General features: G+C 69.7%; 13 protein-coding genes. All 13 read right to left on the reverse strand.

Going from position 1 to position 14,308, the window contains the following annotated elements:
- Positions 1–347: 347 nt before the first annotated feature.
- On the reverse strand, positions 348–1,478 hold the full coding sequence (locus MKL09_RS29315) for an HWE histidine kinase domain-containing protein (protein ID WP_244025461.1): 1,131 nt from the start codon (positions 1,476–1,478) through the stop codon (positions 348–350).
- A gap of 171 nt (positions 1,479–1,649) precedes the next feature.
- On the reverse strand, positions 1,650–3,491 hold the full coding sequence (locus MKL09_RS29320) for an ATP-binding protein (RefSeq protein ID WP_313901215.1): 1,842 nt from the start codon (positions 3,489–3,491) through the stop codon (positions 1,650–1,652).
- A gap of 235 nt (positions 3,492–3,726) precedes the next feature.
- A complete protein-coding gene (locus MKL09_RS29325) occupies positions 3,727–4,896 on the reverse strand; it encodes an acyl-CoA dehydrogenase family protein (protein ID WP_244025462.1) in 1,170 nt (389 codons plus the stop codon).
- Positions 4,889–5,125, reverse strand: coding sequence for a type II toxin-antitoxin system ParD family antitoxin (locus tag MKL09_RS29330; RefSeq protein ID WP_244025463.1), 237 nt, complete (start codon positions 5,123–5,125; stop codon positions 4,889–4,891). The genes MKL09_RS29325 and MKL09_RS29330 overlap by 8 nt, the downstream gene beginning before the upstream one ends.
- A gap of 250 nt (positions 5,126–5,375) precedes the next feature.
- A complete protein-coding gene (locus tag MKL09_RS29335; RefSeq protein WP_244025464.1) occupies positions 5,376–8,372 on the reverse strand; it encodes a PAS domain S-box protein in 2,997 nt (998 codons plus the stop codon).
- Positions 8,373–8,592: 220 nt separating this feature from the next.
- Positions 8,593–9,591: an HWE histidine kinase domain-containing protein gene (locus MKL09_RS29340; protein ID WP_244025465.1), complete on the reverse strand. Its 999-nt coding sequence runs from the start codon at positions 9,589–9,591 to the stop codon at positions 8,593–8,595.
- A 379-nt stretch (positions 9,592–9,970) separates the two neighbouring features.
- The gene (locus tag MKL09_RS29345) at positions 9,971–11,113 is read right to left on the reverse strand and encodes a chromosome partitioning protein ParA (RefSeq protein ID WP_244025466.1); all 1,143 of its coding nucleotides are present in this window, start codon (positions 11,111–11,113) and stop codon (positions 9,971–9,973) included.
- A gap of 416 nt (positions 11,114–11,529) precedes the next feature.
- Positions 11,530–11,892, reverse strand: coding sequence for a CsbD family protein (locus MKL09_RS29350; protein ID WP_244025467.1), 363 nt, complete (start codon positions 11,890–11,892; stop codon positions 11,530–11,532).
- 73 nt (positions 11,893–11,965) lie between these two features.
- On the reverse strand, positions 11,966–12,163 hold the full coding sequence (locus MKL09_RS29355) for a hypothetical protein (RefSeq protein WP_244025468.1): 198 nt from the start codon (positions 12,161–12,163) through the stop codon (positions 11,966–11,968).
- Between the two features lie 98 nt (positions 12,164–12,261).
- The gene (locus MKL09_RS29360; protein WP_244025469.1) at positions 12,262–12,744 is read right to left on the reverse strand and encodes a YidB family protein; all 483 of its coding nucleotides are present in this window, start codon (positions 12,742–12,744) and stop codon (positions 12,262–12,264) included.
- 39 nt (positions 12,745–12,783) lie between these two features.
- The gene (locus tag MKL09_RS29365) at positions 12,784–13,083 is read right to left on the reverse strand and encodes a hypothetical protein (RefSeq protein WP_244025470.1); all 300 of its coding nucleotides are present in this window, start codon (positions 13,081–13,083) and stop codon (positions 12,784–12,786) included.
- Between the two features lie 51 nt (positions 13,084–13,134).
- Positions 13,135–13,437, reverse strand: a complete 303-nt coding sequence (locus MKL09_RS29370; RefSeq protein WP_244025471.1) for a hypothetical protein — start codon at positions 13,435–13,437, stop codon at positions 13,135–13,137.
- A 51-nt stretch (positions 13,438–13,488) separates the two neighbouring features.
- A partial coding sequence (locus MKL09_RS29375; protein ID WP_244025472.1) for a YsnF/AvaK domain-containing protein occupies positions 13,489–14,308 on the reverse strand: 820 nt, incomplete at its 5' end.

Below are 14,308 nucleotides of genomic sequence, written 5' to 3' on the forward strand. Positions count from 1 at the left end.
TTTCCAAACATCCACCGTCAACGTCGCGGGGTGTCATGCTTAAGTTGGCTCGGCCGTTTCGGTTGCGCCGGCGTAGGCGACAATCGTTCCCGCTCGCCTCTCGATATCGGCCAGGGTATCCGATGGGCCCCATCAGCCAGGCAGGGTATTCCGCTCCGACCGGGGGGCACGCACTCCGTCGCATGACGGCCACTCGATATGATCCGACAACCGGCGACGGGTCCCGTGTTTCCGCCACGGTCCATCCGCCAGTGGCGATGCGACGGTGTCCGTCTCGCCCGCCCTGCGCGGACCCGGTTCCCGGGGCGGGCGACGCGGGTCTTGCGCCTTTTCGCCCGCGCCCGCGCTCAGGACGCCAGGCTCGCCCACGGGAGGCCGATGACGACCCTGAGCCCCGCCTCATCCCAGTGGTGCGTGATGCTCCCGGACAGCTGCCCACGGACGGTTCGCTCGGTAAGCTTCGATCCGAAGCCCTCGCTGCTGGGCGGGTTCCCGATGCGGGGACCGCCGCGTTCGGTCCAGGCGATGCGCATGTCCGCGCCGACGCGTCGGCAATCGACGGTGACGGTGCCGCCGTCACCGGCGAGGGCACCGTGCTTGATCGCGTTCGTGGCCAGCTCGTGGATGACGAGGGCGAGGCCGGTCACCGATCCATCGCCGACCAAGACGTCGTCCATCGCGCCGTGGACGAACCGCCGCTCGGCGCCGCCCGCCTCGTCGTAGGGCCGGAGCAGCGCGCCCAGCAGGCCCTGGAGGGTCTGTTGCGGACGGGACGAGCGCTCGTCCACCTGCGGGACCTGGAGATATTCGAGGGCCCGGCTCATCGCGGTGAAGCGGTCGCGCAGGGTCCCGGCATAGGATTGCACGGCGGGAAGGTTGCGGGCTGAGAGGGTGACGAGCCCGTTGACCAGGGCGAACATGTTCTTGAGGCGATGGCTCAACTCGCGGCTGCGCAGGTCGTGGCCGTCCTCGATCCGCCGCAACTGGGTCATGTCCCGCGAGACCGCCATCACGCCCACGAGCCGACCGTCGACGTTGACGATCCGGGACAGGACGACGTCCCAGTACACGGTCCCGCCCTGGGCCGCGGGGCGGCATCCGTCGAAGCGCGCCGTGCCCACCGTGGCCGCCACGGCCAGTGCGTCGGAGACCGTCTCCCGAATGGCCGGGGGCCAGGACATCGACCATGGCTCGTGGTCGGCATCGGCCAGGTCGCCATCGCCGAGAATGCGGCGCGCCATCGGGTTCCGAAGACGCAGGTGTCCGAGTTGATCGATCACCTCGACACAGTCCTGGCTCGCGCAGATGAGCTCGCGGCCGAGGTTCCAGGCGTTCCATGGATCGTAGGGATTGTCCTCGGCCTCGCCCGCTGGAAGATCGAGGCGATACCTGGCGTCCGTCGCTTCGGATGACGGGACGCCGCCGGCCCGCAGCGGGACCACGTTCGAGGTCGGCCCCCGGTCGACACCATGGGTCATGACCTGGTCCTGCGTAGCCTGTCGAAGGCCGGGCTACGTGCGGTGATCCAAGGATACCGGGATTGTGTTTTTCGGAATCGTCATAAGACGGCTTTTGCCGCTTCCCGGCTCGTTTCCGGCACTTCGGCAACCTCATCACCCGGTCTTTTCCGCACGAGGCGGTCCGAGGGCTCAGGCGTTTGACACCGAGGGCCGGGACCGGGCCATGCGCCCGAGCACGCGGGAGATGTCACCGGTGGCGTAGGGCTTCTGGACGAGCTCGAAGCCGTGACGGCCTTCCTCGGCCAGCACGTGGCTATACCCGCTGGCCAGCACGACCGGGAGGCCCGGATAGCCCCTGCGTATCGCAAGGCCGAGCTCGATCCCGTTCATTCCGGGCATGACCACGTCCGAGAACACGATGTCGAACCGTGCGCTGTCCTCCGCGAGGAGCGACAGGGCCTCGGCGGCGTTGACGGCCCAGGTCACCGCGTGCCCGAGGTCCGCGAGGATCTGCGTCGCGAACCGACCGACCTCAAGGTTGTCCTCGACCATCAGGATACGTTTCGACCCACCCGGCAGGCCCGGCGTCGCCAAGGTCTCCCGGGGGCAGGTCGATACCGCCGGGGACGCGATGCGCGGCAGGTAGAGCGTGAACGTCGTGCCCTCGCCGGGTACGCTCTCGACGGCGATGTCGCCTCCGGACTGCTTGGCGAAGCCGAACACCTGGCTGAGGCCGAGCCCGGTGCCCTTGCCGACGTCCTTCGTCGTGAAGAACGGTTCGAAGATCTGGTCGAGCTTTTCCGTCGGGATGCCGGTTCCGGTATCCGACACGGAGACCGCGACGAAGTCCCCCGCGGCCGGCGCATGTCCCCGGATCGGCGGGATGCCCCGGACGTCGCGCAACCGAAGGGTGAGCGTGCCCTCGCCATCCATGGCATCGCGCGCGTTCACCGCCATGTTGACGAGCGCGGTCTCGAACTGGCTCGCGTCGGCATGGACGAAGCAGTCCTCGCAGGACACGTCCGTATCGATGGAGATCCGGACGCCGACGATGGTGGCCATCATCTCCGTCACCGTCCTGAGGCGTTCGGCGGCATCGAATTCCTCCGGCTTGAGCGGCTGCCGGCGCGCGAAGGCCAGCAATTGCCCGGTGAGCTTGGCGGCGCGGTCGACGGTGTCGGAGATGGCCGCGACGTAGCGTTTCCGGCGCTCGTCCGCGAGATCGTCCCGGGCCAGCATCTCGACGCTGCTCTTGATCACGGTGAGCAGGTTGTTGAAGTCGTGGGCCACGCCCCCGGTCAACTGCCCGACGGCCTCCATCTTCTGGGCTTGCCGCAGGGCGGCGGCGGTGACCTCGCGTTCGGCCACGGCCCGCGCGATGCGGCCTTCTAGGTCCTCGTTGAGGAGGCGCAAGGATTCCTCGTCGCGCTTGCGGGCGGTGACGTCGCGCGCGACCAGGGTCACCCCCTCGATGGAGCCGCCGCCGCCGAGGACCGGTCCCGCCGATAGTTCGAGCGTCAGGGCGCGGCCGTCCCGCTCCGCGATGCGCAACTCCCGCGAGCGGATGCTCTCGCCCATGCCGGCCTGGCTCAGAAGCGCCACGGCGCCCGCTCGGTCGTGGGGCAGGAACAGGTCACAGAAGGCGCGTCCGGACACCGCGTCCCAGGACACCCCGAACAGCCGGGCGGCCGCCTCGTTCCAGCTCACCACCGCGCCGTCCAGGGCGACCGCGACGAGCGCGTCCGGGGCGTTGGCGAGGATGGCCGCAAGGTACCGGTCGGCGAGCGCCAGGTGGCGGGTGCGGCGCTCCTCCGTCGCATCCGCCGCCGGGACGGCCTTTCCGAAGTGGGCGTTGATCCGTCCGTACAGGCCCTTCACCGCGCGCCGGCTCGCGACCGCCGCGGCCGCATCCCGCAGCAGGCGTTCGAGCTCGGGGACGGCGACGTCCTCGCCGAGCACCCAGGCCTCGGAGATCTCGGGGGAGAACGGCAGCAGGCGTCGCATCCGGTCGAGGCGCTCGTCCGGCACCACGAACAGGATCTGGCCGGACGGCCGGCGTTGGCGGAAGGTGCGCGCGCGCGAGGGGGTCAGCGACGGTCGGCGCGATCACCAGGATGTCCGCGTCGCCCTCGACGGCCGAGGGCGCGTCCGCCGAGATCGATACGGTCAGGTCGAGCATGGACCAGCCGACGGCGTCGGCCTGTGGCCACGACGGGACGTCCGGGCCATGCCCGACGAGAACCAGCACCTGCATGGCCGCCATGGCTCAGAGCAGGGGCAGGCCGAGCACGGAGCGGCCGAGCCAGGCCTTGAGGAGGTGGGTGGTCGGCGACATCACGTGCGCGGCCTGGGCGTCGCGCATGAGGCGGGCGAGCTTGCCGTTCTCGCGGTAGCCGCGACCGCCGAGCAACGTCATCGCCGTGTTGGTGACGGAGACCGCGGTGTCGGCGATGTCGACCTTGGCGGCGAACAGCGCCTTCGAGGCGTCGGGCGAGCCCGCGTCGCCGAGCCGTGCGGCGTGGCCCAGAAGCTGGCGCGAGCGCTCGATCACCGTCCACATCTCGGCGATCCGCTCGGTCAGGGCTGCGTTCTCGACCAGGCGCTCGGAGGTGTGCTCGTAGCGGTGCTGCCGCAGGTGCTCCACCGCGAGGTCGAAGGCGGCCTGGGCGACCCCGAGGTAGGTCCCGGCCATGGCCACCAGGAAGTAGGGCGCGACCACCTCGAACACGTACCAGATCTGGTCGCCCTCGGCGCCGAGAAGGTTCTCCGTCGGCACGCGCACGCCGTCGAACAGCGCCCCTGACGAATGGTTGCCGCGCATGCCGATGCCGGCCCAGGGCGGATCCCAGGCGAGGCCGGCCGAGCCCTTGTCGACGAGCAGGCAGGTGAAGGTGCCGGGATCGTGCTCGGCGCCCGGGGCCACCGTCGAGACCACGTAGGAATCGGCGTAGGCGCCGCTGGTGATGAAGCTCTTCTTCCCGTCGACGACGAAGCCGTCCGCGTCTCGCCGGAAGGTCGACCGCGGCAGGAAGAAGTGCGCCCCGCTGCCGGGCTCGCTCAGGGCCAGCGAGGTGACGTGCCGGCCGGCCGCGATGGGACGGAGGTAGCCTTCCTCCTGGGCCGGCGTCGCCTTCGCGGCGATGACCGCGGTCGCGACGCAGTGCATGCCGAAGCACATCGCCGTCGAGCTGCAGGCGTGGCCGAGGATCTCCGTGACGCGGGCCAGCGAGGACAGCCCCTCGCCGAGGCCGCCGAGGCGCCGCGGGACATGAAGCCCGAGGAGCCCCGCGCCGCCGAGTGCGCAGAGGCTTTCGCCCGGCCAGACGGCATCCCTGTCCGTCGTCTCGGCCATCGGGGCCGCGATGCGGGTCGCCACGTCCTCCGCCAGCGCGATCACGCGCGACGGCACGGAGGATGCGGCGGCGAGTTCAGCCACCGTGCTCTCGCGACCCATGTGTCACCTGTGCCTGTGGGCGTGGGATGCCGTTCGCGAGGCTCGCCCAACCGGCCTCGTCGCGCTCCAGCAGACGCAGGCCGGCCCGAACGACCTCGCTCGCGCTGAGGTATCGACCCGAGGCGACGCGCACCGCGATGAACGCGGCGAGTTCCGGGGTCAGCGAGACGTTGAGCGAGGTCGGGGCCTTGGCCATGCACAGGGATGTCATCGCCGGGGTCGACTGTCAAAGCCTGACATGACCCTGCGACCCCGAGGCGTGACCGGCACGGCCTCGTCGTCCCTATCACGGTCGTCCCTCGGTGGATCGCGGCCCCGGTCCATCGGCGATAGCCGCCATGGAATCCTTCGACCTCGTCCTTGTCGTTCACGCCACCTTTGGCGAGGTCTCCGGAACCGGCGGCGAACAACGCGGCTTGGCCATCGACGCCGGCGTCCGACCGGCAACGAGGCTCAAGCGCTCAGGCCGCCGCCGCGTCGCCCGCCTCCTGCATGGACGCGAGCGACGCCTCAAGGCTGCATACGAGGCCGGTCGGGGCATACGTGAGCCGGACCTCGCCGCCGACCTCCGCCGCGAAGCTGCGCTCGATGAGACGGGACCCGAAGCCCCTTCGCGAGGGCTGCGCCAGGATCGGCGGGCCGCCCTGCTCGGACCAGTTCATGCGGAAGCGCGGCGCGTCGCCCTCGTGCACCACGTGCCAGCGCAGGTCGACCGTGCCGACCTCGTTCGACAGCGCCCCGTACTTGGCCGCGTTGGTGGCGAGCTCGTGCAGCGCCAGCGCCAGTGCGAGGGCTGGCTTGGCGGCAAGGTTCACATCCGGCCCGCTCGCGCGGATGCGACTGCCGGTCCCGGCGCGATGCACCGCCAGGGCCCCGTCGACCACGTCGGCTATCGGCGCCTCCGTCCAACTGGAGGCGGTCAGGATGTCGTGCGCCCGTCCCAGCGAGACCAGGCGCGAGGAGAACGATTCCCGCATCTCGTCCACGCTCGACGCGCCGCGCAGCGTCTGGCTGGCGATGGCCTGGACGAGGGCGAGGGTGTTCTTGACCCGGTGCTGGAGCTCGCCCGTGAGCAGGCGCTGGTGCTCCTCCGCCCGCTTGCGCTCGGATATGTCGAACATGGCGCCGATCATGCGCGAGGCATGGCCGTTCCCGTCGCGGATGACGTAGCCCCGATCGAGGATGTCGGTGTAGGTCCCGTCCGCACGCAGGAACCGGTACTCGTCGCTCCACGCGGTACCGGTGCCGTCGATGACCGCGTGGATCGAGGCGTCGATGCGGGTCCGGTCCTCGGGATGGATGTGGGCGATCCACCAGTCGCCGGTCGGCTCGACGGCGTCGGGGGAATGGCCATGGGCGTGGTGGAGCGCATCGTTCCAAAGCACGTGGTTTGTGGCGAAGTCCCAGTCCCAGATCGCGTCGTTGGTCGCGCGGGCGGCCAACCGGTAGCGCTCCTCGGCCTCGCGCAATGCCGCCTCGGCCCGCCGGCTCTCGGTGACGTCGCGGGTCGTGCCGATGAAGCGGACGGTCCGTCCCCCCTCGACGATGGCCTGTCCCATGGCGGCGACCCAACGCTCGACGCCGTCCCCGAGGCCTATGGTGCGGTAGGCGATGTCGTAGGCGCCGCTTCCGGTCGGGTCGAGCGCGACGCGCACCGCCTCGTCGACCCAGGCGCGGTCCTCCGGGTGAAGCCCTGCGAGGAAGACGTCGTAGCTCACCGGTGCGTCCGGCGGGAGGCCGAACAGGGTCCGCGTCCGGGCATCCCATTCCAGGACGTCCGAGACGAGGTCGTAGTCGAAGATGCCCGTGCCGGTGGCCTCGACGGCGAGGCGCAACTGCTCGCGCGCCCGGCGCAGGCCTTCCTCCGCCTGCCGGCGGTCGTGGATGTCGCTGTTGCTGCCGAGCCAGCCGACGACCGTCCCCGCGCCGTCGCGCCGGGGCTCGGCCCGGATCAGGAACCAGCGATAGGCGCCGTCCGCACCCCGCAGTCGGGCTTCCGTGTCGTAGACCGCCTCCCGCGCGCGAGCCGTCTCCCAGGCCTGAAGGAGCCCAGGCAGGTCGTCGGGATGGATGACATCGCCCCAGCCCAGCGGCAGCGCCTGCTCCGGGGTCTGGCCGGTGTAGGCGTACCAGCGGTCGTTGAGGTAGCTCAGGCTGCCGTCGGGGTTGCCGAACCAGACCATGGCCGGCGAGAGCTCGGTCAGGGCCTGGAAGCGCTCCTCGGCCACCTTGCGCTCGTGGATGTCGAGCGAGGTGCCGATCCAGCTGCGCAGCGTCCCTGCCGCGTCCCGCACGGGCCGGGCCCGGGACAGGAACCAACGGTACTCGCCGTCGGCCCGGCGCAGCGGGAACTCGACCTCGTAGGGTCCCTCGGATCGCGCCGCGGCGAGCCACGTCCGACGCGTCGCCTCCCGGTGGTCGGGGTGGATGGCGGCCATCCAACTGGCCTCGCCGACCTCGCCGCCGGGCAGGCCGGTGTAGTCGTACCAGTAGGCGTTGCAGTAGGTGACGTTGCCGTCGGCGTCGCCGAACCAGACCACCTGCGGGCTCACCTCGACGAGGGAGCGATAGCGAAGTTCGCTCGCCTCCAGGGCGGCGCCCGCCTCGCGCTGCCCGGTCTGGTCGCGCAGGATCTTGACGAAGCCGACGACCGCCCCCTGGTCGGACGTCAGCGGCATCATCCTGCCGCTGGCCCAGAAGCGGCTGCCATCCTTTCGGATGTGCCGGCGCTCGTCGGGGGCGCTGCCGTCCCTGAGGGCAATCGCCATCTCGATCCTTGGCCGGTCGATGTCACGGTCCTCCGGCGTGAAGAACACCGCGACCGGTCGGCCCAGCATCTCGGCCTCGCTCCAGCCAAGGATGCGCTCGGCACCGGCATTCCAACGGGTGACGTTCCCCTCGGCGTCGGTCGCGACGATGGCGTAGTCGGTGGCGCTGTCGAGGATGCGCTCGTGCAGCAGGCGCTGCTCGGCCTGCTCCCGCAGGGACAGGCGCAACTCCATCTGGTCCATGGCCTGGCGGGCGAGGCGGAGCAGCCCCTTGCGCTGCCGCTCGGAGAGTTCGTGAGGCTTGGTGTCGAGCACGCAGACCGTGCCAATGGGATGTCCGTCGGATGTCTTCAGCAGGGCGCCTGCATAGAAGCGCAGCCCGGGGTCCCCGGCGACGAGCGGGTTGCCCTCGAACCGCGGATCGCGGCTTGCGTCAGGGACGCAGAGGAAATCGCTCTGCAGGAGTACCTGCCGGCAAAAGGAGCTCTCCAGCGGCATCTCGCGCACGCCCAGGCCGACCTCGGCCTTGAAGAACTGCCGCCCGTCCCCGACGAGGTTCACGACCGCGATGGGCGTTTCGCAGAGCTCGGCCGCCGCCTCGGCGATCTCGTCGAAGCCCTGCTCTCGCGGCGTGTCCAGCAACCTGTAGCGGTGGAGGGCACGCAGGCGTTCGAGCTCCCCCTCGCTCATCGTTGGGCGATCCATGGAAAGAAGAGGTTCAAGCGGCTTGAATCGCACCGATTGCCGAGGATTCCGACGTGGCAGGAAATCACATTCACGCGTCCATCCACAAGGGCGGACCCGACCATGGCGCGTTCCGCCGACAACCCCGCATCGGGGGGCTCATGACCAAGATGCCCGCCCTTCCTCCGACCTACGCCGAAGAGCTCCACGACCGCACGAAAGACCATTAGCGGCGCACGAGCGGTATCCCGATGCTGATCCGAAGGCCGTCGGCATCCGCCGCCACATCCACCTCGGCACCCGTCTGCGCGGCGAGGATCCTGTTGATCAAGCGCATGCCGAAACCCTCCCGGGTCGGCAGGGCCGGCGGTGGCCCGTCGTGCTCGTTCCAGACCCAGGCCAGCCATCCGGTGTTCGTCCGATCCTCAACCGTCCAGGTCACCGTGAGCCGGCCGCCGGGATGCGCCAGGGCCCCGTGCCGGAGCGCGTTGGAGGTCAGCTCATGCAATGCCATGCCGACCGGTACGGCGACTTCGGAGGGAAGCCTCAGGTCCGGTCCCCGAAGCGTGATGCGGTGATCCTCGTTGTATGGATCGAGCTCAGCCCTCAGCAGGCCCTCGAAGGAGGCGACCTGCGCCTGGTCCTCGGTTATGAGCGCATGGGTCCGGGCGAGCGAGACGATGCGGCCGGTGAAGGCCCGTCCGAATTCGGGCAGCGAGACGGCCGAGCGCATGGTCGCGTTGAGGACGGCTTGGACTGTCGCGAGCGTGTTCTTCACGCGATGGTGGAGCTCGCGGACCATCATCGCCTGCCGGTCCTCGAAGGCGCGGCGGTCGGTGACGTCTCGTTGGGCCGAGACCCAGTGGGTGATGCTGCCATCGGCCTCCCGGACCGGTGTGATCAGCCATTCGACCATGTAGGTCGAGCCATCCTTGCGGTAGTTCAGCGCCTCGCCGTGGAATGCCTCGCCCGCCGCAAGCGATGTCCGGGCACGTTCGAGTTCGGCGCGTTCGGTCTTCGGCCCCTGCAGGAAACGAGGGCTCCGGCCGATGACCTCTTCCAATCGGTAGCCGGTGAGGCGCAGGAAGGCACCGTTCGCGTACTCGATGCGCGGCCCAGGCTCATCGAGCTCCGCGGAGGTGATCAGGATGGCCTCGCCGGTGGCCTCCACGGCGGCCTTCAACAGCCTCAGGTCGATGTCGCCCAGCCCAATCTCGTCACGCAACGACACCGCACCCCTATTTCCCGGGGCCACGGGAACGCGGTGGCCCTCCATCCGGGACGAATGCAATCGTCGATCCCGCCGACCTGGATAGAACCTGCGACTGACGACTCGGTTGCTGACAGGGGGCCAGGTGTCACGCCCCATATCGACGCGGCGTCAGGTCGCTCGGCCAATCAGGCGACCCCACGCCGAACCGACGCTCGGGATGGCCATGCTCCCCCGCCCGAAGCCTGCCGCATCCTGTGCGTTGCGCGCCGCGCACGACTGATCGTCCTGACACCCCGAGCCGCATCCCGAAATCCTGATGCCATCAGGGAAAGCCCCCAGGTGCGGCCGCACCTGGGCCACCTCATTCCGTCCTCGGCAAGGCGGTCGGCGCCTATTTCTGAGCCGGGTTGGGATGCACCGTCATGGCCGGCGGTTGGTCCGAGAGCTGCTGACGCGCCTCGGCGAGCTTGGCCTGGGCTGCTGCGAGCTCCTGCCGCGTCGTCCCGAGGCGGTCCTCAAGGGCGGCCATCTCCTTGTTTCGGTTGGCCAGCGTCTCGGTGAGGGTCGCCAACTGAGCCTGGGCGTCGGCCTGCCGCTTCTGCAGCGCCTCCAACGCCGAGGTCGCACCCTCGCGGTCGGCGGTCAGCTTCTGGAGCGCCTGCTCGGCCTGGCCACGCTCGGAGATGACCCGGTCCCTCTCGGACTGCGCCGTCGCCAGGTCCTTCCGGGTGGCCGCCAACCCGTCCTTGGCCTGCTGTACCTGTTGGCTAGCCTGGGAGACGTCGCTCGTCAGCTTTTCGCGGTTGGCGGTCAGGCCGGCGATGGCCTGCTCCAGCTCGGCCTTCTGCCTCGTCACCTGCTCGGTGGCGGTGCGAGCCTCGGCGAGATCCTTCTGCGCGGCGGCCGAGCCTTCGCGTGCCTTCTGCTGGCTCTCCTCGGCCTTGGCGAGGTCGGCGGTCTTGGCGGTCGCCTCCTGGGACATGGCGGCGATGTCGGCCCGAAGCTTCGCCTCCTGCTGGCGCGTCTCCTCCAGCCGGCGGCCGACGTCGGCGAGTTCCTTGGTCCTGGCGGTCGCGGCCTGCTCGGCCGCGGTGGTGGCCTCCTTCATCGGCGCGAGCTTCTGCTCCGCCTGGCTGACCTGAGCCTGCAGCCCGGTGAGCTTGGCGGCCTCGGCCTCGGCGGTGGACTTGGCCTCGCCGGCCCTGCGCTCGGCCGCCTGCTGTTCCGTCGCCAGGCTTGCAGCTCTCGCCCTGGCCTGTTCCCCGGCCTGGGTGATGTCCCGCTCCTGCTGCTGGGCCGATGCGATCCTCGCCTTGAGCCCGTCGAGGGTACCCGCGGCCGCCCTTTGCTGATCGAGGTCCGATTGCAGCGTAACCTGCCGCGTCTCCAGCTCCTGGATGCGGTGGTCCCGCGCCGTCCTCTGCCGCCCCCCGGCGATGGAGGCGACGACGAGCCAGACCAGGAGGACCGCCGCCACGACGGCGAGGCTGAACGGCAGGGGCCTGCGGAGTTCGGAACGGTAGTCGATGGCCATGACGGTCTCGCGGGCGTTGGAGGGAACGGATCAGATCGACGAGGCAGCCTCGCCAGGGGTCGGTTCGGCACCGTCGGCCCCCGGCTCGGGGGTGGGAGTGCTGGATGCGAGATCGGCACGATCAGTCCCCACAAGGGAACCGATCATACCGAGGAGGGCGCGGTGCTCTGGGGATCCGTTCGCGGCCGCGAGGAAGGCCGCGAGCTCGATGCGGGACGGCCTGCCGCCGGATGGCCCGTTCGGCTCGTGGAAGACGTACACGTCGGTTGGGTCGTCACCGTAGCATAGGTACCAGCGGTCGTCGTTCGACCCGTCATGGATCAGCGTTCGCAGGGGGGGGCATCGGAGGGTCCCCATCGTCTCGTCCCCGGTCGGTGACAACGCCCATCGTAAGCCTGGCCCCGGACGGCGACCGTTCAGCGACGGCCGTGGATCACCATGGCGAGCAGGTATCCGATGGCTCCGGCCATGGCCGCCAACATCAGCGGAGACTCCTTGGCATACTGCGCGACGGCATCGCCACCCTGGCGGTAGGCACGCTCGGTCTCGGGAAATGCATCCCGGCCCCTGTTGATCGCCTTGTCGGCGAGGTCGTTCGCCTGCCCGGCAACGTCGCGCACGGCGTCCTTGGCCTGGCCGACGAGGTTCTCGGCGGCGCCCTTGACCTCGTTGGCCGTACCCTTGGCCTGGGTCTCGCGGTCGCCGGTGACGTCGCCGACGGCACCTTGGACCTTGCCGCCGAGTTCCTTGGCGGCGCCGGTGATGCGGTTCTCGTCCATGATCAATCTCCGTTCGGTTCGAGGTCGAGCCGGCCCGCGTCGAGCGCGCTTTAAGCCGACACCATGAGGTTGACTACTTCTTCGAGGGGGCCTTCTTGGGTCTCGCCTTAATCGAGCTCTGGTTTGCCTTCTTCGCCCGGTCGTCGGCCTTCGAGGCGTGCTCGGCGGCCTTCTCCTCGTTGCCGTCGTCGAGGTGCCGAGCGGCCTTCCGGTGTGACTTCGCCGCCGCCTCGTGGTGTTCGGCGGCCTTGGCGTGTGCGCTTCCGAACATCTGTCCCTCCCGAGACGGGGATTTACGTGCCCCAATGCGAACGTGGTGACCGGTCGGTTCCGTGACTTCGATACTTGCGGGATCGACCGGGTGGTTCCTCAACCCGCCATGCCCGCGACGGAGGACGGCAGCCTGCCGTCGGGGGTGTAACGGTCCACCGCTGAGGGCAGCTCGCGCGAGAGTCTGGACAGAAGGTCGTCGTGCGACAGGCCGGTCTGCCGCGACAGCGTATCGAGGACGTCGGGACCGATGGCCGATCTCAGGTGATCGGGCCTCATCTCGGCGTTCGGCCCGTGGTTCACCCAGGAGTCGGCCGCCTCGCCGTGGCCGTTCTCGCGGAAGCGGTCGACGAGCTGGCCAAGGCCGCCGCTCAGCAGGCCACCGGCACCGGCACCCCCGAGGGCGCCTCCGAGATTACCGAGGAGGCCGCCGAGACCACCCTGTCCGGCGGGCGCTCCTGCGGTCGCGGGACCACCGTGACCGGCTCCGCCGAGCATCTCCTGGATCTTATCCCGGTTCTGAAAGCCCGCCACGGCCAACAGGCCGAGCAGCGCCGTCATCGAGGGAAAGCCGTCACTCATTGGATGTCTCCGTTCCGATATGAGCGGTCGTTGGGGCGATCAGCAATCGTCGTCGCCGGGCTTGACCACCTTGCCCTCGGGCGGCTTAGCCTCGTTGGCGGAGGGCGTCGCATTCGAGCCGACGTTGTTCATCGCGCCGACCGTGCCGGGGGATTCGGCTTTGGCGCCCGGCGAGACCTTCGCGGTCGTGTCGCCGTCGACCTTCGAGGAGGCGTCGGCTGAGCCCTTCTGGCCGGTGCTGTTCGTGGTCGTTCCAACCGCACATGGCTTCGCCGAGGCGAGGCCAACGCCAAGAAGCGTCATCGCCGTCGCGACGGTCAGGGTGGTGAGGATCTTCATGATGTTTCCTTCGGGATGGGATCGGTGGCGGGCGAAAGCGGTAGCCAGCTGCTATCGCGAGGCGGCCGACCGTTCGGATGTTGTCTCGGCATGCTCCGCGATGGCAGCCCGGCATCTGGGCGAGACCTCCCGGGCGTTCCTGCGGAAGCAGGCGATGACCTCGGGTCCGTTCAGGTCGAGGCCGTCGCAGAGACGGACGTAGTCGGCCGAGCAGAACGGCTTCAGCGATGCCCTGGAGCCGGTCTCGTCCCGTGCCTGCGCGCCGAGCGGGACGCATGACATTGCGAGGGCTGCGAGTACGACGAGGTGGCGAAGCTTGATCACGGCGACGGGGCTTTCGCGAAAGGTGGACATGGAATCGTACGGAGCCGGGACCGGCTCGAACCGGTCCCGGACGTGATCGCCTCAGAGCGGCTTGCGCGGGGCGGTTTCCGTGGTGGTGCCGGTGGTGCCGGTACGGGTGACCGTCCCGCGACCGTCCTCGACCTCGACCTCGGTGTGGCGGACCTTGTCGGTCACGGTCTCCACCCGCTGGGCCGCATCCTTGCGGATGCCGACCTCGCCGACGACGCGGGCGTCCTTCGACACGACCGCCTGCTCGCGCATCTCGGTCGCCTCGATGACCTTGTCCTTGAACAGCGCCATGTCGCCCGGGGTGACGGCGCGGTCGACGACGCGACGGTCGACGCTCACGGTCTCGTCGTGGAGGGTGACGTTCTCGCTGACGTCCTTCTCGACGGCGTAGGACCGAACCCGGACCCGGCCGGCATCGACCATGCGCTTGCCGACGTTGAGGCGCTCCTCGACCACGGGAATGTAGTCGGTCCCGGTGGCTGTACCGCCGGCGGCGACGGCCTCGGACGATCCGGCGGCGTGCAGGCCGGTGTCGCGGATCGTGGCGGCGTGGTCGGAAGACATCGCACCCTCGCCGAGCGCTGCGGCGGCAACCGGCGCGGTGCCGGTGGTGGAACCGGTCGCACGACCGTCCCAGCCTTCCTTGCGCCAGGCGGCCTCGCGCTCGTCGCGATCGACCGAACCGTGCTCCTCCAGGATATCGGCGGCGGCGTGGACGTGCCCGTCGTCGACCGCTGCGCTCAGCATCGTGCCGCCGCGGTGCAGGCCCTCGCCGTAGCCGTGCCGGTCCTCCTCCGGCCTGAAGAAGGCCTGGAACGAGCCCCACCAGTCTTCGTCGGCCTTGGTCGGCGTTGACGTCGTGCCGGCTGTG

The organism is Methylobacterium sp. J-048 (assembly GCF_022829515.1).
GTDB lineage: Bacteria > Pseudomonadota > Alphaproteobacteria > Rhizobiales > Beijerinckiaceae > Methylobacterium.